Source organism: Serratia myotis (assembly GCF_027474885.1).
GTDB classification, from domain to species: Bacteria; Pseudomonadota; Gammaproteobacteria; order Enterobacterales; family Enterobacteriaceae; genus Serratia; species Serratia proteamaculans.
Genome location: NZ_CP099707.1, coordinates 4,482,235 through 4,501,437 on the forward strand (window position 1 = coordinate 4,482,235; position 19,203 = coordinate 4,501,437).

A 19,203-nucleotide genomic window follows, 5' to 3' on the forward strand; every position below is an offset into this window, starting at 1 on the left:
TGGCTAAAAATTGCGTTGGCAATAGTGTCGACTACAATTCAATCGAAATACCTCCCTACAAAATCAATATTGATTCATATTTGAGGTGATTATGTTACAGAAACACGAAAACGTAATAAGTATGACTGCACTTAGCCATCAGGCCACCCAACAATTGATGCCGTCGTTTTCTGGATTGCCCCATACACAACACGCCGACGGCAAGTACCGTTTACGCCGCTATTCGGTCGTCAAACATCTCAATGGCCATGTGGTAGAGATTGGCCGACGTAATTTCGTTCAGTCCGATGAGATCAACCATTTCCAGGGCAACGTGGTGCGCCATTTCGAACCCATTGACGATGCCGTGTTGCAAAGCGCCGGCATGGAAGAAATGTGCAATCTGTTTGCAGAAAGCAACGCACTGCCAGAAGGTGCGGAGATAGAAATTCATCAGATGCGCGTCGTCGCCATTCATCATGAAACTCAGGTAGCACCGGAAGGGATCCATCAGGATGGCTTTGATCATATCGCGATGATTGGTATCCATCGGCAAAATATTGTCGGCGGCGAAATCATGTTATACGCCGATAATCACCAGCCCCCTTTCTTTAAAAAAGTGTTGGCGGATGGTGAGGCCGTTTTGCTGGCGGACAGCAAGCTATGGCATAACGCCACGCCTATCAGCCCCATTGTCCCGGAACAAGAAGGGCATCTTGATCTGTTTGTTCTGACCGCACGGGGAGAAAAAGCATGACCTTCTCCCCTGAACTCGCCCGAACCCAATTTAGCGCGCTAAATCAGCACTATAATGATAAACCGGTTATTTTCTTCGATGGCCCCGGTGGTTCTCAGGTATCACAAGCGGTGTTGGGAAAAATGACCGACTATCTGGGGAAATATAACGCCAACCTGGGCGGGCACTATTTTTCCAGTCATAAGACAACCGAGGTGATGGATCATGCGAGGGAATCGGTGCGCGCCTTCTTGAATGCGCCCTCGCCCGATAATATCGTTTTTGGCATGAATATGACCTCGCTGACGTTCCACCTCAGCCGGATCATTAGTCGCAACTGGCAAGCCGGCGATGAAATTATCGTCACCGAGTTGGATCACTACGCCAACGTATCCAGTTGGCAGCAGGCGGCCAACGACAAACACGTCACCGTGCATCAAATCCCCCTGCAGCAATCGGATTGTTCTTTGGATGTTGCCCGGCTATGCGAGCAGATCACGGCCAAAACCCGCCTGGTCGCGGTCACCTACGCCTCTAATGTCACGGGCAGTATCGTCGATATTAAAACCATCACCGAAGCCGCCCACCGCGTCGGCGCGCAGGTTTACGTCGATGCGGTGCATTATGCCCCGCACAACTTGATCGATGTGCAGGCGCTGGGCTGCGACTTTTTGGTGTGTTCCGCCTATAAATTCTTTGGTCCGCATATCGGCATGGCCTATATCGCGCCGCAATGGTTGCAACGACTGCAGCCTTACAAGGTCGAACCGGCCACCGATGTCGGGCCAGGGCGTTTTGAGACGGGCACGCAAAGTTTTGAAGGGTTGGTTGGCGTCTCGGCGGCCATTGACTACCTGGCGCAATGGGGAACGCCGGGGGCCTCTTTAAGGCAGCGTTTACAGGAAAGTTTTACCGACTATCACCGGCATGAAGAAGCCCTGTGTGAGTATTTTTTGCAGCGCTTACAGCAAATCGACGGGGTGCAGCTCTACGGTTCTCCCGTGGCGGACACCCAACGCCGCACACCCACGTTTGCATTGACCTTTAAGCAGCACTCCCCCGAACAGATCGCCCGCCGATTAGGCGAACACAATATCTGCGTCGGCAGCGGACATTTCTATGCGCAAGGGTTAATTCAGCGGTTGAATCTGCAGGACTGCGGCGGTGTACTACGCGTCGGAATGATGCATTACAATACCCTACAGGAAATCGACACTCTGTTTGAGATACTGGCCAGCGGAAGGTAGTGACAGGAATTTTTTGGAGCGGGTGAAGGGAATCGAACCCTCGTATGCAGCTTGGGAAGCTGCCGTTCTAAGTATCTCACCAGTGTAACCAGACGGATCACCTGATTGCGGCATCTTAGAGGATCATTAAGATGGCGATCAAGCACAACACAAAATATTTATTCATGCGAAATGATGGGATATGGCTTTTTCAGGTGTTTGTCCCTTCCTACATGCGCCACCTAACGGACGGTAAGCGAATTTTCCGCCGTTCGAGCGGCGAGCGTGACATAGAGAAGGCAATCAATTTTCGTGACCACATGATCATTGAGTTCAACAAAATCAAAAATCAGCTTAAACCTGATACTCACCAGTTGAAGATCCAGCGCGGCATAGCAGCCTTGCACGGTCTAATTAAAGAGCAGGCCAACAAACCGCAGAATACCTATGCGGCCAAACCTTCCATTTCACCTACGCTTGCCCGAATCCGGGACGAGTACCTATCCGAATATCAGGATAAGCGGGAATTAACCACCCTCTCTAAAACCCTGCTGAGCGTTAACCTGTTCATTGAGTCTCTGGGCGTTGCCGATATTCCCCTGAGTGATATTAGACGAACGCAGGTTGCAGGCTTCATTAGGGAACAGAAGAGAGAGAAATCCGCTCAAACTGTCCAGAACTACCTCTCAAGCCTGTCTTCTGTCTATGAGTATGCAAGGCGCTGCTATGACGGTATCCCTGCTGATTGCCCCTTCAAAGGTCATGCGTTGGAGGCTAAATCCACAGTCGAGAGCTACGAACCTTTTACTATTGAAGACACAACTAAACTGCTTAACACGGCAGACGATGAACTGAGGGATGTGATCCTAATCGGACTGTATCAGGGGATGCGGTTGGATGAGATTTGTAGCATGCGGTGTGTCGATGTTATCAGGGATGGCGGTGGGTTATCGCTCCACATTAGCAAGAGCAAGACAAAGGCGGGGATTCGCACAATTCCGGTGCATTCGCTAATTGTGGGAGTGATAGAAAAGTATCTGAGCCGGGGTAATGAATATCTTTTGCCAAGCGCAAACAACGTTACCCGCAGCGATGGAAAGAAAGCCCCTTATTTCAGTCAAAAATTTACCCGTTTGAGAAATCGTGTCTTGCCAGCTGCGAGCGATAGGCAATGCTTTCACAGCCTGAGGGGAATGTTCATCACCTGTTTGGACAGGTACAACATAGATGACAGCCGGATAGCGGCACTTGTAGGCCACACACAGAGAACAATGGCGAAACAGGTTTACAGCCAAGGAGCTGAGCTTGCAGAGTTAAGGAATATCATAGAGTTGGTGGATTATGAAGGCTTGTAATTTGGCATTCAGTAATGCGCTGAAAATCCCGGGACTTGGAGTTAGCATCCTATTCATGGAGGCCCTGCCTGCTTACACTGAAAGATAAAAGCCGATTTAATTCAATGCACTACGCATGGGTGTCACAATAATGGTGTGACACCTGCTGGGAGGGAAATCAATGACGTTTACGCCATTTGAAAATCCCTCCCCCTCCCACAGGTAAGATTTTACAGAACAATAGCCTAAACTTTAGTCTCTCCATCTCCCCCCACTCAGGTTCATACCTAGCATTTATTTACTTCCTTCTTCGTTCGCAATCCTATGCTAAACACCTCAAACGAGTGCAATAGGATGCAATAAGATGCAATAAGATTCAAAAAAATCACCACTTTGGTAATCAAGCAAAAAAGAACGATCCTTGGATGAATCCATGTTGATTCTAAGAAATGGAAGATGTATGCTGCTTACATTAGTTATCCTTGGAGGACACCCTATGTCAGATGCACAATACTCAGCTCAGAACTTTGAGCGATTCCTCCACAATCTCCCAAAATCAAACATTGTTAGTGAGGCAACCGCACGTAACCTCCGTGATGCATCACTCCGTCTGCTGAGTAACATCAGCGACCTAGACGAAATTGAAGATGTACGACTCCTTAAAGTCGAAGACTTAATCGAAAGATTAAGTTTATCCAGCGAAGGAGCCGTGTCATCAGCATCAATGCGAGCCTATAAAAGCCGCTTTCAAAGTGCTCTTGAGAAATTCATTGCGTTTGAGAATTATGCTCTAACACCAACGATAGATGAAATGCGCCAAAATACGCAGATGGGGAAAACACGAATGATACCGCAGCGGAAAATTGTAAACCAAGAGTGTGATACAAAGACGTTTGAGTTACCTATTCCGCTACGTAACGATTTGCTTTTGAGAATAGAAAACCTGCCCCTTGATCTCACAAAAGAAGAAGCTGCAAAAATTAGTAAGATCATTGAAGCGTATGCAAGGGATGATGAATTCTAAAAGAATAGCCCTGCGTCAACAGGGCTTAGGGTCGGGGTATGCGTCAACATATCCCGGTGTGTATGGAGGTTACCCAACCGGTACACGTATATCTATCGCAGATATATTGGATATATACACTACCGGTTCTCCCAACAGAGTGCAACCTGTGCGGGTATACAGTGTTGTGCGCAGATAAAGGAGAACGCGATGAAGGTACATGATATTACTCGTGATGATTACATCTACGAGCATGACAAACCAGTTTACGTACGTAGCTACTGCCGTATGCGTTACGGTGAGCTTGAACACGTAACTGATCACTATCGCTCTTATCCAATGCGTTGATAGTGTTCCTGTAGACTAAGCCCGGCTATCAAATGTCGGGCTTTTTTATGTCCAAATGACACGAGCAAAACAATCAATTGTTGCTATTCGATGTTGTCGCCATCATGTTCAAGATTGTGTTTTGTTCATAGGATGCAATCGCTGCCGATGTCTTCACATCAATCAGATTACTAAATCCGTATCCATCAGGGGTAACACTGATACTAGGTGTCACGTTGAGGGTCGGATTAAACACCAGTTGTTGAACGGGGTTAGCATACTGTGTAGGTGCGAGTGCTCCCATAACCAGATTTTCTTTATTAAACATAGTGCTTGCAGCAGAACTATTAGCACCGAAACCAAACAGGTCTTGGACTTGAACTGGTATCCAATCCTTCCATGAACCATCAGTCCGAACTGTAGAGCCATCAGCCATAGTTACACCACCAGTTTTTAACTGATTCTGCATCTCATTAACTTTGGTAGTGGGTAACCAATCAATCAGTTTCATAATTGCATTAAACAACCCGCCCATTGCAGTACCGAGCTGTTCAACCTGTGGACGCATAACACGGAATGCCTCGTTTAAATCCTCAGTGCCAGTAATAGATTTTGCCATCCCAACAACAAACCGATTTTGCAAACTCTCAGCACCCTGTTGCAGGGCTTGGTTGAATTTATACATGCTCTCGAGAGAATCCATATCCCCAGGGCGATAGGACACCCCAGTTGCATTGCGTTGAGCCATAGTATCGATCAGCGCCTTACCATCATTTTTATACATATTGTAGTAAAGGCTCGCATCATCTGCCATGTTTTCCATTAGGTGCTTGATAGTGCTCTCTGAGAGGCCTATTTGCTGACCACGGTTAGCGATTAGATTGAGTGCCTCAATCGGCTTGCCTTGCAACTCTTTAATATCATCCATTGTGAGCTTCAGAGCGTTAGCGGCCTCAGTCCATTGCCCGCCCCCCGTCCATTCGCCCTGCTTATTTTTCTTCGCGGTATTCACGAACTCACCACTGCGTTCGTCAATATCTTTCATATTGTCGCTCAACTTTTCCACTGATGCCGAGTCAACCGCATTCTGCCGGCCCCACTGAACCATTGCTAATAGGGTATTCGGATCAACACCGTTCTGTTGTTGTAGCGAGTTGAGTGTGTGCGCCTTGGTGGATGCAGTATCAAGGTTTCTGTAGCTTGCGTACCCCGCACCCACGGCAACAGCTGCACCTGTAGATGCGAGTCCCATACCTAGGAGGTAGTTGGAGCTGCCCGCCTTGCGTGGTGTTCCTTGCTTGCGTGAAATGTTTCTTGCGTTGCGGGCTGCTGCTGAAGAGTTTGCCCTGAGTTGGCGCATAGCCTCATTCATCTCGACCAGTTCAATTCGGCCTTCCCTGTAGGCTTTGGTGATGTCTCTGGCGGCCTGTATGTTCTTATACCTTTCAGCCCCTGATTGCCCCTGTAGGCGATTAAGGTCGAATGCCGCTTTGCGCATCGCCATGCTTGCTTTTAAATCGCGATTCAAATCTTCCTTGCGTTTCTTGGCTGCCGCCTGTGCCTGTTTGGCCTGCTGCGCGGCTAACGCTTTCTCAGCTGCCGCACGGCTGTTGTACATTTGCTGTGTTTGCCTCGCATATGTGGCACTGTCCTGTGCGCTCCACGTGGCATTACCAACCATGCCAGTTCCACGGCCAGAACCTGACTGCTTGGGCATAGTGATTTTGTATGCCTTCTGTTGTTTAACCGCCTCAGCTTGAACAGCTTTTGTAACTTTCTTGGCGTCCTGAATAGCTGCCTGAGCATTAATTAGTGATCCCTTGCCCATTCCTTTAGCCATGCCCTCTTTGAAACGCTTCATTTCAGCCATGGCTTTTTTGAAGCTTTGGGCATCTGTGGTATAAACAACTTTATTATACAGCGTTGCTGCATTTACCTTTACTGCCATCCATCCCCCTATTATTTTATTCTTTGATCTTCAATGGTCAACGCTGTTGCCAAATCCATTCCCTGTTCCATTCGGGAAATAACGGTGCTTCTGGCAATCTCGAAACATTTGCATAGTGCATTGAGGTTTAGCACCTTTTTATTAAGCGCTTCTTCCAAGGAAATATTCATAAATTTAGCATGGTTACTTTTTTCTATTACAAATCTCATAATGATAAACTACCTCTATCGATAAATATAACGAACATTATTAAAAAGAAAGGAGCTTAGCTGCTCCTTATCTTTGCCTGCTCCACAGGTTTCATCATTGATGAAGGTCGCAATGCGACCTTCTTTAATCAATAAATTATGCTGCCGTGATTTTCATACTCAGGTTAAATGCATGGGTTACAGGCAACAGACCAGCCTCAAAACGAATGCTAATATCGTTCCATTTTGAATCTTTATGCATTGTCATGTAATACTCTGAAGTATCTCCAAGTGCCAGATCCATATCACGGGATGCAGGGCCAGCAATACGCTGATAAGCATTAGTACCATCAACAAAGATCGGGAGAAGAATGCCCTCATCAACACCGATATAAGCATTCAGGATTGGGTCAGCTACTTTAACCACATCAATATTTGTTCCTGGAATTGTGAATGATTGAACGTTGGGGAGAACCTCACGAACATTGAACACAACGTTGCCAGCATCCAACGGGCTAACATATTGGAAGGCGCTTTTCATTGATGCATGGAAACGGATTTTGCTGAACATAGACGCGCCAGCGAATAGCACGTAGCGACGCACTGAACTAACCAAAGATTCAGATTCAGCAGCGATAGTATTTACAAAACCGTCAAACGCTTCCATAACATCAAGTGATGTATCCGATAAAGCTAAAGTCTCTACTTTTTGAGCCGTGCCAAACTGTGCTGCATAATCGATAATTTGATCATCTGTTTTCGGTGAGTTAACACGTGCATTGAACAGGCAGTTAGCGAGATAGGCCTCAGTAGTGCGTGAATGCGCCAGCTTATGTTTACGAACATACTCCTCTGAAATATCCATCAGAGTTGCTTCGCGATTCTCACGGGTCGCCTTGCGGCCTTGGAAATCTTGAGCACTAATTTGATCGATACGTGCAAAATGTGGAATCTCTACCAGATATCCAGTAGCTTTATCAAGCTGAGTAGTATTGTGCTCACTGCCGTAACGCTTAACGTTATCATTCATTAGAGTAGCGTTATCAGTTAGAATTCGCTCAAGTTCAACTTTCGGTGTGTCGCTTGTATCATAATCAAAGATATTCAGTGCTTGCAGGAGGAAATTGTTAACAGGTGAAACCTCAAATAGCGGTGCGAGGTCTATCACATCGTATGCAAAAATTGTTGACATATATTATTATTCCTTATTGTTATTATTAGGTGGTTGGGATGTTATCTGTGAACATTACCTGAACGCCCGGTTGTGCATCCAGTGCAGAAATAGCCGCAGTCAGTCCAGCAGCATCAGCAGCTTTAAGCCCTTCAGCTTTAAAAAATAAGCCAGCGGCACCCGCTTCATGCACCACTACATATTTACTAGCTCCAGCGCCAACAAACGGTTCCAAAACTACGTATGGATTGCTATCAGATGCGGTAAACAATGCTCCTGATGCATTCACGATGCTTCCCGCCTCAACATCTTGAGGGAGATTAGCAAACAGACGTGTGCGTTTCACTGTCATAAAATCACCTACATAACTCACTACGTTAGTCATAGTTTGGCTTGGCTCACCATAGATCTGATTTAGATTAATCATAATTATTATTACTCCTTGTTAATTGTTTTCTGTTTTATTTTTTCTTTTAATAAATATTCAAATGTTGGTTTTATTTCTTCTTGATGCTCTTTTAGGGCATCCTTTTCTACGCTAACCTCAACACCATTTTCACGTGCGAGGATGAATAGATCATTAGCAATATCCGGATCGGTTAATAGTGTTACCGCCACCTTACCAGCTACTGCTGTTTTTTTAATTTCAATTGATTTCATATTTCGTATCCTTTTGAATAACTTTCAAAGTTACTTTTAACTTTTATTTATTGATTTATATATAATTTCTCATTGTTAAATGTTACTTTCGAAGTGACTTTCATTAACTTTCACGGATACAAATAAAAATATAGCCCTCACTGAGGGCATATATTAACTAAAAGTAATTAAAGTAAAGAAAAACATCAACAAGAAGAATTATTGTTTTGGGAAGGGAGTAAAAACGCGGTGGAGTTGTTCAGGCTATCGCGTTAATATCCCTAATCGGGTTACTCTCCACCGGGAATTATCATCCGATGGACAAGCTAAAATTTGGTTGGGTAGTCAATGCCAATATCCTACCCGGAGCGGAAAGCCTACTTTCCAATAACGGTGTCTTACTCTCTCGCCCTTCTGAGAAGCTCCAGAATAATTTTTTCAGTGATAAATCCGCCAGTGACAAATTCAACACTATACGCATTAACACTCGCCCAGAACTGGTTAGAACATACAACGGCGTTTAATAACGTGAGGAGATATATTATTTATCCCCTCTTATATTATTTTAACAGTTTTCATTGTATTTGTCAATTAATATGGTTGACTTGTAATTACTTCCGTGATAAGTACTCGACCAACTCACTCGCTGATTTCATATATTCCATAACAGCGACAGATAGGAATGAGGGGTCGATAACATCTTGATACTCCTCGAACTCTTCATATATTCCCAGCAACCTGTCGTTAGCTTCACAATATGCGTTTAGCACCATTTCCACCTGCTCTGGGTAAACTACCGTCCGACCTACCAACGTAGCAATTCGTTGCTGTAGGTTAGTTAGGTAGATAGCTTGAAATTTTTGTAGTTTAATTTGGAATAGATTATTAATGTCATTCATTTTTCACCTCCTTTAAATTGCCTTGTAATTAATTTCTAATTTTTCTAATGCTGAGCTGGTCAATGTCATATCCTGCGGGTATTCAATAGATAATTTTCTGACTGTTTTTACTGCTGACCTAAGTTCACCAATTGAGGTTAATAATTTAATCATTCGTTCCTCGATGAATTGATCTTGTAGGTCAGATACTTTATAAAGGTATTCAAGATCTTTTATAATCTCGTCCAGCCCATCAAGAATAGCTATGTTATTCTTTACCAGTTTCTTCCTCAACAGGATACTGAACATGGTTTCGAGGTTAGATAGTAGTTGATAGTTATTATTCATTTTTACCGCCTACAGTCATCCCCAAGATATCTACTTCATTACCTGCCCATTCCTCATTACTCAAACGGTGCAAATAGTTGTAAGTCTCGTAGTGGTAGAGAGAGGTAAAGCCAAGAATTTCCCAACGCTCCACATCATCAAGGTATTTATAACCTACTAGGCGCGGACGGGGTTTAAAATAGACACCGTCCATAGATGAAATTATCTCTTTTTCTTCTTCTGATAGAACTGGGGATAATTTATAATGTGGTTTTGGTTCACGCCGAATTTTTACCTTTTCCTTACCCTGCTTTTCGTGTTCTGCCTTGCGCTTCTTTTTAACGTTGTTGAATATCGAGTAATCATCTAATTGATTCGAATTTGATTGACCGAACAGTCCGATTGCGATAACACCTCCAATTATTGTTTAGTTTTAAATTTGATATTGTAGATTGAAAATAAAATGTACATTAGTACTAAAACATTTATATAGAGCATAAACATGCATACCTCTCAAAATACTATATCGTCGCTCGATGTTGCGTAATCGTAGATATCCCCATCATCGGATAGATATCTCTCCAGTTGCCCATCGTTAACGAGGGCCGCATGATGCTGCCGGTTAAATACCCTTCCCGTTGCCGTTTCATACACGTCAATAAGTCGCTGGACGTTGATACAGGACCCCCTGAATTCGGCCTTATGTTGGTAGGCAAACTCTCGAATATCGTTTAGCGTGGCGGTAGATGGATCTTCCTTTGGTTCCTCAGGACTGCTCCCAGGGATTTCTGTTGGTTCAGGTGCTGGTTGAACGGCTAGATTTTGTGTAGCGCGATCAGTTTTATGCTCATGTTGATTAAATCCCGCTAAATCTGGGGTGGTCAACACATAATCATCAATAACGTGGGATAGCGAAGTGATTTTATATGAGTTTGATTTATTGCCTAACGCTGTCCGAATTGTGTTAACCTCGATTAAACCTAAATCACACCATTTTTTAATAGCCCGTTTGATGGTTGGAACACTCACCCCTGCCTTTGCTGCAATCATTCCCTGATCTTCGTAATAGGTTAACCCGGCGGAGTGATAGCCAAAATATGAATCACGCATAACCTCATATACGGCCTTATCTGATAGCGATATCTCGAGGGAGATACCATCCAATTTTCGAGTAATACTCGTTGCTGCCCGTAGTATTTTTTCGACATTTAGGTATATAGTTTTACTTCCATCAATATATTGGTTAGCTGGTTGATTTACTTCGTGGTGTTCTTTCTTTGTCATCGTCCCTCTGTTCGCTTGAGTTTTTATTCGCTAGATCTTTTAGTAAGTACCTGATAAAACCAGCACGGGAATGTTCACCACGCTGAGAATCGATATAGTCCAACACGCTTGCGCTTAGTAATAGTTTTAATTCCATAATTACACTCCTCGCTACTGATTTTGATAAATCTCAATTGCCCGATATGCTGCGGCATGGGTATATTCTGGATATGTGGGAATCCGAGATAGCATTTCATCAACGGTTAGGATTTTATCCCTGAGTAGACCTAGGAATATATCGCGGCGGGTTGGTAGAACATCGTCTGGGTATGGTATCGTGAAGTTCTTCTCGTATTTTCTATCTGTCATTATTCCTCAATAGTTGAATTGTTAATATTAAATCTTTTATTGTACCATTCGATAAACTGGATGATCTCCTTTTTGAGCACGTAGGTAACGAATTGATCAGTGGTCATGCCGGACATATCGGCCATTGCCTCTAGGGCGTTTACCTGTCCCTCAGTGAGGTTAATATTGAACGAGTGACTCATTCACTCTCGCCATTTTTCAATGCCGCAAGTTGTCTTGCGCTTTCCTGTACTCTGTATAATGCAATGCCAAACCGGATGAGATCTTTATACTCGGTGGATGTTGCGCTGGTCGGGGACAATTTATTAATCAGTCGGCGTAGGTTTTGGGATCCGTCATGAATGGCGTTAGCGACATCCTGCGCGCTTTTAAATTTTCTATTTTTATTCATATTCCTCCGATTTTGGATGTAAAGATGCCCACCGAGCAAAAACCCGGCAGGCTATATATAAAGGTTGGTTTTATTTACTACCTATGATTAATATAACATGAACAGGTGATAATGTCAATATATTACAGTAAATAAATAACCTATTTTATAATATTTTTTATTTATAAAAATTGCAAGGTAAATTATCAAAGTCTCTAAACGCTCTACAAGCCATTCTGATCGGTTAATTGTTTATAGATATACATCGACCTACCTAATGCACAAAAAACGCTTACAGAGGCATACAGGCCGATATAGGGGCTATGGCGGCTACTCTCGCAGTTTAATAATCCCTCGCCGCGCAAAAGCTGAGGAAGTGGCTGGCTGTGCCATGCCGTAGACACATCAAACACGAATCAATAATGAATGTAATGAATTATTGTTTATGAGTGTTAAGGGTCAGTTGGTTGAGCTGCTGAACCTGTTACATAGTCGTAGTGTGGAGCACAATAAAATACATCGGCATGATTGCCAATTGTAGGCACATCAATACTAGTATAGTCATGCCGATAGACAGCATGACCGGAACGGGCATAGACAACATACAAAAACATCATGATTATGGCTGATTACTATTAACCCTCTATCAGCCAATAAAAGATCAATATTGTAAATAGTGTCCCATTGCCGAAGGCATAAAGATCATGGTCGGCACCGACCATAAAATATATATAATAAATAACAGATTTTAATAATTAATTGGTTTATATAAGCAATAGGTTTATATAATGGATCACCATGAACCATGGCCTAAGCTCAATATGATCCTTGGCCTAAGATCATCATGAACCATGGCCTAAGCTCTATTGGAACTATGGAGTACTCCTTTTAAATCCACCCCCCTGCGGCAAACAGAACAAACCCACCAACTATTCGGATAACATTTCAAGTGTATTTTTTTATTACTATTTTCGTAACATTGTGGGCAATATGGAGTGCCATCCCCTTCTTTCCAATATGCGTCATTTAAATGAGTGAATTTAGCCTTATCTTCTAAATCCATTTCAAGCTTCTTAAGCTTATATTCAGAATCCACCAACAGAGATTGCAGAGAAATAGTTTCAAGTTTAACATTTGCAAGCTCAACCATGAGATTAGCTAGCTCTAACTTCAATGTCGCTTTATCAAACTCTTTATTTTCGTTAGAAAGCTTCTTCGCAATACCAACCGCTTTATCAATAATCCCAATAACCGCCGCTGTACTCGCAATAGTCCCTGCCATTTCAAAACCCCATAAACACTTTAAAATAATAGGGTTAACTATCACATTCTCCCGTCTTTTGTTCAAGAAGATCATCAATGAATCTGCGTTGTTCTGGAGTCAGTTGCCAATGCTCTGGGATACCCTCAGAACCTCCCTGAATACCCTCTTCCTCCTCTTCGCCCTTGCAGTTCATCCCAGCCACGACCATAACGACAAACCGACCAACAGCCAGAACACCCCACAGCCGATGAACACAGCCAGCCATGCCCAGCGCTTAACATCCCTCACATCATCACCCACATTACAATTAATAGATAAAAACGATCATAAATCAATTATTGATCACTTTTACCGATCAATAAAGCAGATTATTCCTCTACAGAATTTTCATTTACCTGCTACATAGAGGCTAGTTAAATACCCTTTAAACAAAGGGTTAATCCTCATTAATCAGACTATAATCTCGAGTGGGATTATGTACATTCCAACCATTAGATACTGCACATACCACATCAAACCCTTACCCCATCAGCATCCGTGCAATATGGCGCAGGAATACCCATCAAACAGAATTATCTCTTTTTTAATGATTCGATTTATTGTTAATTTTTAGCCTCATTTTGGTGTATTATTGAATGGCATTCATTCTCATCCATGAACGGTATGTTGGCCGCCTAGTTGATATGGATTCTCATATAGAATGGTCATGCTGACAGTTGGTGTGTTTTGTGGCTGGAATGCCTGAAAGGGACAAAGTGCGCGTTTTGGGTGGGGAGTTATGGTTTACTTGTTCAGTGAAATTGTTGGATCAAAAGACGGGCTTTTCTATCGATTATCTCTGTTTTAACTTTAGCTTTTAATCATTGATTTGGTGCCTACACCCTTCCAGAGAGTGACTAAGGCTTGTATCTGCAATATCCAATGTGTAACAAAGGTGCGCATAAGATCCATTATGTTAAAAATTGATCATTTATACAGTATGCATACACTGATTTATAAACATTTTTCTTTTTAACCTTCTTCTATTTGTTCTTATGATATTTCAAAAACTCAAATAGAAATGAAAACCGTTCGTATTTATCTACTAAGCACCTCTCTAGAATTTTCGGGGTAATAATAACTACACTTAACATTACTAATCATTCTAACGTTCGATAAACCGCCAAACGATTTTCTTTTCCACATAATCTGGAAATTCTCCTCAAGCTTATTGACATGCTTGTCGCGCCAGTCACAGCGCGCACTGCGAAAAAAAAACCACATTTCGCCCCCAAGTTATCCACAAATTAAGCCACTTTTGTTCACTTGCCAATCTCTCATTTTCTAATTATCTTGATTGAGTCAGAGGCAAGAGACACTACATATAGTGTTTTTGTATTCTCTAGACAACAAAAAAGCCGAATCCACATAGTGAACTCGGCTTTCCTAGAAGCAAGGCCGCTGAGAGTTTGGCGACTCAAAGCTAACCGTTAGCTTGCTACTTTTCGTACTAATGACCAGACGGATTGTAGACAGCATAGACGGGCCTTGCAAAACCTTTTGTGCCCTATCTGGGCTAAGGCCGTAATAAAATGAGTATTTGCTACAACAGTCATCGTTATTCACCGGTATTCGCCCAACTCCCTGAAGATCAAGGTGGTGAAGGCCGTCACAAGTGCTGTGGATGTGCCTATCAGCAAGGCTACAGGCAAGGTTTACTTCGTAGTTCTCAAGCATGGGTAAACCTTGAGGCACTACCTGAAAGCCAAGCTGGCACCGTTCGGCATAAAAGCCCTCAGGCAGCTTTTGCACAAGGCTATCGCGATGGTGTTCAGGACTCGTATCGTCAAGCTGTCTAAGTCATACAGAGGGCGTGTAATGCGCCCTTTCCCTTTATTTCCGTAATAATGAAGTTATTATGATGTAAAAATTTTCCTATTGAGATAAGTGAGGTTTTATGGAATGGCTGATGCTTCCTTTTGACAAGCATTCTGATGATGGTTTTGGTGCAATGGCGGACTCATTCAAGGATAGTGCTAATATTTTAATAAAACATCCGGAAGAAAATTTTTTAGGCATCGAGCTATCTGCTTGCTATCTTTTAAGGCATGCATGTGAGTTATACTTAAAATCATTGCTAATAGTGACACATAGATATTTACTTCAAAGAAAAAAAGAAACCAGACCGGAAATAACAGTCAATGGAAAAAAGAAACCTCTAACAAGCGTTCATAGTCTAAAAATTCTTTATGAAGAGTTATCAGCTATTTTAAATGGTCACTCAGAAAGGCTAAACAAGCTATGTAGAACAAGCTGGCTTCCTCTTCCTCCTGAACTTACTGATGCAATAAATGCAATTGATGCATTAGATGACAGTAGCTTTTTCTTTAGATATCCAAACACGAAAGACAAACAACAAAACGATTTTAAATCTAAAAATAAAAAAATAGAAACTGAAGAAATACTAAACTGGGATCAAGAATCAAAGGGTTATATTAAAGCTTTTTTACTTGTGGATGAAAATGGCAACATCAATGAAGCATTTAATTATGAGAAAGAGATTTTCCAGAACGAATTAAAAAACTTAAAAATAGCCTGTGATTGGCTTATCTGTTTTCATGTGGGTTTAAGAGTGGAATTAGCTGGAGGCAGATAGTTATTTACCAATAATGGTTACTCTCCTAATTCATAATGATGATTATTTCCTTTATAAAAGATAACTTGTATCTATTTTTATTATTTTCATATAAATATCTCAGCCTAGTACCTCTAGACGCTATCTTCAACTAAGTAAAGGCAATAGAAGCCATAAAGCCCCGTTGGTGGTAACACACAAAGCGGAGCGTTAGCGACAGCATCAGTGATCTACTCAGAGCAAGGTCTTATCAGGATAACCGTGTATCCCCTAAGGGAAGCGTGGCTGAAACGCTGGCAGAGCCTGCATATCGTGTGCAGGGACGAAAACCACCATGAACCTGTTTAGTGACATCGGGCTTAAATGCGCCTTGCAGTGAGCTTTAGAGAGGTTTTAAGCCGTGATTGGCGGCATGCTGTTCTTGTTGGACTATCGCGGTAAGACGCTGGAACGACCGCCAGCAAAAGGGTATGATCTCTAACCAATCAACACACCCTGTCGCAACAGGTGAGCGTGTAGTTTAATGGTAGCAATCAGAGAGGCTACGCCTCTGTAGAGGGCTATTTTAGCCACATAGTGTAGCTAAAAGAGAACTTGGAGCGGGTGAAGGGAATCGAACCCTCGTATGCAGCTTGGGAAGCTGCCGTTCTACCATTGAACTACACCCGCATCGGTGTGCGGCTGCCATTATAACCGGTTATCCCCGTCGGGCAAGCGGAGATAACGCGTAACTGCTGGTGTTTTAAGCAGTTAGCCGCGTTCCCCTCGGTTATCACTCATCAGACGAAAAAAAACCGGCGCAGTCACCTGTGCCGGTTGATATTCATTACTGCGAAGTTATTTCTGCGGGCGCATTGCCGGGAACAGGATCACGTCGCGGATGGTGTGGCTGTTGGTGAACAGCATAACCATACGGTCGATACCGATGCCCAGACCTGCGGTTGGCGGCAGACCGTGCTCCAGCGCGGTAACGTAGTCTTCGTCGTAGAACATCGCTTCGTCATCGCCGGCGTCTTTCGCATTAGCCTGGTCAGCAAAACGCTGCGCCTGGTCTTCTGCGTCATTCAGCTCGGAGAAGCCGTTACCGATTTCACGGCCGCCGATGAAGAACTCAAAGCGGTCGGTGATTTCCGGGTTGTTATCATTACGACGTGCCAGCGGAGACACTTCTGCCGGGTACTCGGTAATGAAGGTCGGCTGAATCAGATGGCTTTCCGCCACTTCTTCGAAGATCTCGGTCACAACGCGACCTAGACCCCAGCTCTTCTCAATCTTGATGCCGATGGATTCAGCGATAGCCACCGCTTTGCCCATATCAGCCAGATCGGCCAGATCGGTTTCCGGACGGTATTTTTTGATCGCTTCGGTCATGGTCAGCTTCACAAACGGCTTGCCGAAGTCGAACACTTCATCACCGTACTGCACCTGAGTATTGCCCAGCACGTTCTGGGTCAGGGTGCGGAACAGCGACTCGGTCAGTTCGATCAGATCTTTGTAATCCGCGTAAGCCATATAGAGTTCCATCATGGTGAACTCTGGGTTATGACGCGGAGAAACGCCTTCGTTACGGAAGTTACGGTTGATTTCGAACACACGTTCGAAGCCACCCACAACCAAACGCTTCAGGTACAGCTCTGGGGCAATACGCAGGTACATATCGATGTCCAGCGCATTGTGGTGAGTCACGAATGGACGAGCAGAAGCCCCACCCGGGATCACCTGCATCATAGGGGTTTCGACTTCCATGAAGCCGCGTTCCACCATGAAGTTACGCATCGCCGCCATGATCTGAGAACGCACCTTGAAGGTCTTGCGCGATTCTTCGTTGGCGATCAGATCCAGGTAACGCTGACGGTAACGGGTTTCCTGATCGGCCAGGCCGTGGAACTTGTCCGGCAGCGGACGCAGGGCCTTGGTCAGCAGGCGCAGTTCGGTGCAGTGGATAGACAGCTCGCCGGTCTTGGTTTTGAACAGCTTGCCGCGTGCACCAAGGATATCGCCAAGGTCCCACTTCTTGAATTCTTCGTTGTAAACGCCTTCCGCCAGATCGTCGCGCGCGACGTACAACTGGATGCGGCCACCAACGTCTTGCAGCGTGACAAAGGATGCCTTGCCCATGATACGGCGGGTCATCATACGGCCGGCAACGGTGACTTCTACACCCAGTGCTTCCAGCTCTTCGTTGTCTTTATCGCCGTACGCGGCGTGCAGCTTGTCGGACGTGGTGTCGCGACGGAAATCATTCGGGAACGCAATGCCGTTCTCGCGCAGCGCAGCCAGTTTTTCACGGCGTGACTGCAACTCGTTATTGAGATCCAGCGCCTGTTCGGCGCCTTGTGGTTGTTGCTCAGACATTTCTGTTCCTTATAACCCGGCTTTCAAACTTGCCTCAATGAATTTATCCAGGTCGCCATCTAATACGGCCTGCGTGTTGCGCGTTTCAACGTTAGTGCGCAAATCCTTGATACGGGCGTCATCCAGCACGTAAGAGCGGATTTGGCTGCCCCAACCGATGTCGGACTTGTTGTCTTCCAGCATCTGTTTATCAGCATTTTTCTTTTGCATCTCAAACTCGTACAGCTTGGCTCGCAGCTGTTTAAACGCTTGATCCTTGTTCTTATGCTGAGAACGGTCGTTCTGACACTGCACTACGATGTTGGTCGGTAAGTGGGTAATACGCACCGCCGACTCAGTTTTGTTCACGTGCTGACCACCCGCACCCGAGGCGCGGTAAACGTCGATACGCAGGTCCGCCGGGTTGATGTCGATATCAATATCGTCGTCCACTTCCGGGTAGATAAACACCGAACTGAACGAGGTATGACGACGACCGCCGGAGTCGAACGGGCTCTTGCGCACCAGGCGATGTACGCCGGTTTCAGTACGCAACCAGCCGAACGCGTAGTCACCGATGATCTTGATGGTGGCGGACTTCAGCCCTGCGACGTCACCGTCGGACTCTTCAATCACTTCGGTCTTGAAGCCTTTGGCCTCGGCCCAACGCAGGTACATGCGCAGCAACATGCTGGCCCAGTCCTGAGCTTCTGTGCCGCCGGAACCGGCCTGGATATCCAGGTAGCAATCAGCACTGTCGTATTCACCAGAGAACATACGACGAAATTCTAATTGCTCCAGCTTGGCAGACAGTTGATCAAGCTCAACGACGGCTTCGTTAAAGGTTTCTTCATCGTCGGCTTCAATCGCCAGTTCCAGCAGGCCGGTAACGTCTTCGCCCCCCTGCTCGAGTTGATCGATGGTCTCAACGATGGCTTCGAGCGCCGCGCGCTCTTTACCCAGCGCCTGTGCGCGCTCGGGTTCGTTCCAGACGTCAGGTTGTTCCAGCTCTGCGTTAACTTCTTCTAGGCGTTCTTTCTTGGCATCATAGTCAAAGATACCCCCGAAGAACGGCAGTCCGCACGGACAGGTCCTGAATTCGGTTTTTTACCGGGTTAATTTCAAACATGTTTTTTGCGTTCTTTTACGTTGATGTCGTCGATGGCGAAATGCCATTGGAACCGGTAATTCTAGCGGATCCAGACGTCAGTTTATAGCGAGTTGGTTAGTTTT

Annotated in this window: 19 protein-coding genes and 1 tRNA gene; 5 read left to right on the top strand and 15 right to left on the bottom strand. The window is 44.6% G+C overall.

Annotated features, from left to right (window positions below):
• The first annotated feature begins 121 nt into the window (after nt 1-121).
• The 4 genes from NHG65_RS21125 (at nt 122) to NHG65_RS21140 (ending at nt 4,299) form a co-directional block, all read left to right on the top strand.
• Nucleotides 122-736, top strand: a complete 615-nt coding sequence (locus NHG65_RS21125; RefSeq protein ID WP_232519095.1) for a 2OG-Fe dioxygenase family protein — start codon at nt 122-124, stop codon at nt 734-736.
• On the top strand, nt 733-1,962 hold the full coding sequence (locus NHG65_RS21130) for a cysteine desulfurase-like protein (RefSeq protein ID WP_499182629.1): 1,230 nt from the start codon (nt 733-735) through the stop codon (nt 1,960-1,962). The genes NHG65_RS21125 and NHG65_RS21130 overlap by 4 nt, the downstream gene beginning before the upstream one ends.
• Nucleotides 1,963-2,093: 131 nt before the next feature.
• On the top strand, nt 2,094-3,296 hold the full coding sequence (locus NHG65_RS21135; protein ID WP_499182630.1) for a tyrosine-type recombinase/integrase: 1,203 nt from the start codon (nt 2,094-2,096) through the stop codon (nt 3,294-3,296).
• A 439-nt stretch (nt 3,297-3,735) separates the two neighbouring features.
• Complete coding sequence (locus tag NHG65_RS21140) at nt 3,736-4,299, top strand: hypothetical protein (RefSeq protein ID WP_499182631.1); 564 nt, start codon at nt 3,736-3,738, stop codon at nt 4,297-4,299.
• Nucleotides 4,300-4,699: 400 nt separating this feature from the next.
• On the opposite strand, the gene NHG65_RS21145 is transcribed toward NHG65_RS21140, so the two are convergent.
• From NHG65_RS21145 to NHG65_RS21200, 12 genes are all read right to left on the bottom strand, one after another.
• Nucleotides 4,700-6,553, bottom strand: coding sequence for a hypothetical protein (locus NHG65_RS21145; protein ID WP_499182632.1), 1,854 nt, complete (start codon nt 6,551-6,553; stop codon nt 4,700-4,702).
• Nucleotides 6,554-6,898: 345 nt separating this feature from the next.
• Complete coding sequence (locus NHG65_RS21150; RefSeq protein WP_499182633.1) at nt 6,899-7,933, bottom strand: major capsid protein; 1,035 nt, start codon at nt 7,931-7,933, stop codon at nt 6,899-6,901.
• Between the two features lie 25 nt (nt 7,934-7,958).
• A complete protein-coding gene (locus NHG65_RS21155) occupies nt 7,959-8,339 on the bottom strand; it encodes a hypothetical protein (RefSeq protein WP_499182634.1) in 381 nt (126 codons plus the stop codon).
• A gap of 8 nt (nt 8,340-8,347) precedes the next feature.
• Entirely contained in the window at nt 8,348-8,572 is a 225-nt protein-coding gene (locus tag NHG65_RS21160) for a hypothetical protein (RefSeq protein ID WP_499182635.1), read from the bottom strand.
• Between the two features lie 590 nt (nt 8,573-9,162).
• Nucleotides 9,163-9,450: a hypothetical protein gene (locus tag NHG65_RS21165; RefSeq protein ID WP_499182636.1), complete on the bottom strand. Its 288-nt coding sequence runs from the start codon at nt 9,448-9,450 to the stop codon at nt 9,163-9,165.
• A 12-nt stretch (nt 9,451-9,462) separates the two neighbouring features.
• A complete protein-coding gene (locus tag NHG65_RS21170) occupies nt 9,463-9,777 on the bottom strand; it encodes a hypothetical protein (protein ID WP_499182637.1) in 315 nt (104 codons plus the stop codon).
• Nucleotides 9,770-9,970, bottom strand: a complete 201-nt coding sequence (locus NHG65_RS21175; RefSeq protein ID WP_499182638.1) for a hypothetical protein — start codon at nt 9,968-9,970, stop codon at nt 9,770-9,772. The genes NHG65_RS21170 and NHG65_RS21175 overlap by 8 nt, the downstream gene beginning before the upstream one ends.
• Nucleotides 9,971-10,269: 299 nt before the next feature.
• A complete protein-coding gene (locus tag NHG65_RS21180; RefSeq protein WP_499182639.1) occupies nt 10,270-11,040 on the bottom strand; it encodes a hypothetical protein in 771 nt (256 codons plus the stop codon).
• Between the two features lie 526 nt (nt 11,041-11,566).
• Nucleotides 11,567-11,779 carry a hypothetical protein gene (locus tag NHG65_RS21185; protein ID WP_499182640.1) on the bottom strand — a complete coding sequence of 71 codons (213 nt, stop codon included), beginning with the start codon at nt 11,777-11,779 and terminating at the stop codon, nt 11,567-11,569.
• Between the two features lie 835 nt (nt 11,780-12,614).
• On the bottom strand, nt 12,615-13,040 hold the full coding sequence (locus NHG65_RS21190; RefSeq protein WP_499182641.1) for a hypothetical protein: 426 nt from the start codon (nt 13,038-13,040) through the stop codon (nt 12,615-12,617).
• Nucleotides 13,041-13,074: 34 nt separating this feature from the next.
• On the bottom strand, nt 13,075-13,230 hold the full coding sequence (locus NHG65_RS21195) for a YciX family protein (RefSeq protein WP_499182642.1): 156 nt from the start codon (nt 13,228-13,230) through the stop codon (nt 13,075-13,077).
• Complete coding sequence (locus NHG65_RS21200) at nt 13,212-13,322, bottom strand: YmiA family putative membrane protein (RefSeq protein WP_499182643.1); 111 nt, start codon at nt 13,320-13,322, stop codon at nt 13,212-13,214. Before NHG65_RS21200 ends, NHG65_RS21195 begins: the two co-directional genes overlap by 19 nt.
• 1,636 nt (nt 13,323-14,958) lie before the next feature.
• On the opposite strand from NHG65_RS21200, the gene NHG65_RS21205 reads away from it, so the two are divergent.
• Entirely contained in the window at nt 14,959-15,657 is a 699-nt protein-coding gene (locus NHG65_RS21205; protein ID WP_499182644.1) for a hypothetical protein, read from the top strand.
• Between the two features lie 574 nt (nt 15,658-16,231).
• On the opposite strand, the gene NHG65_RS21210 is transcribed toward NHG65_RS21205, so the two are convergent.
• The 3 genes from NHG65_RS21210 to prfB form a co-directional block, all read right to left on the bottom strand.
• Nucleotides 16,232-16,305, bottom strand: a tRNA-Gly gene (locus NHG65_RS21210).
• Nucleotides 16,306-16,473: 168 nt separating this feature from the next.
• Nucleotides 16,474-17,991 (bottom strand): lysine--tRNA ligase, encoded by a 1,518-nt coding sequence (gene lysS, locus NHG65_RS21215; protein ID WP_207979420.1) that lies wholly within the window; start codon nt 17,989-17,991, stop codon nt 16,474-16,476.
• Between the two features lie 9 nt (nt 17,992-18,000).
• Nucleotides 18,001-19,099 (bottom strand): peptide chain release factor 2 gene (prfB, locus tag NHG65_RS21220; RefSeq protein ID WP_099063837.1). Its coding sequence is split into 2 segments (ribosomal slippage): nt 18,001-19,023 and nt 19,025-19,099, totalling 1,098 coding nucleotides; the frame shifts between segments, so codons are not numbered across the junction.
• Between the last annotated feature and the right edge of the window lie 104 nt (nt 19,100-19,203).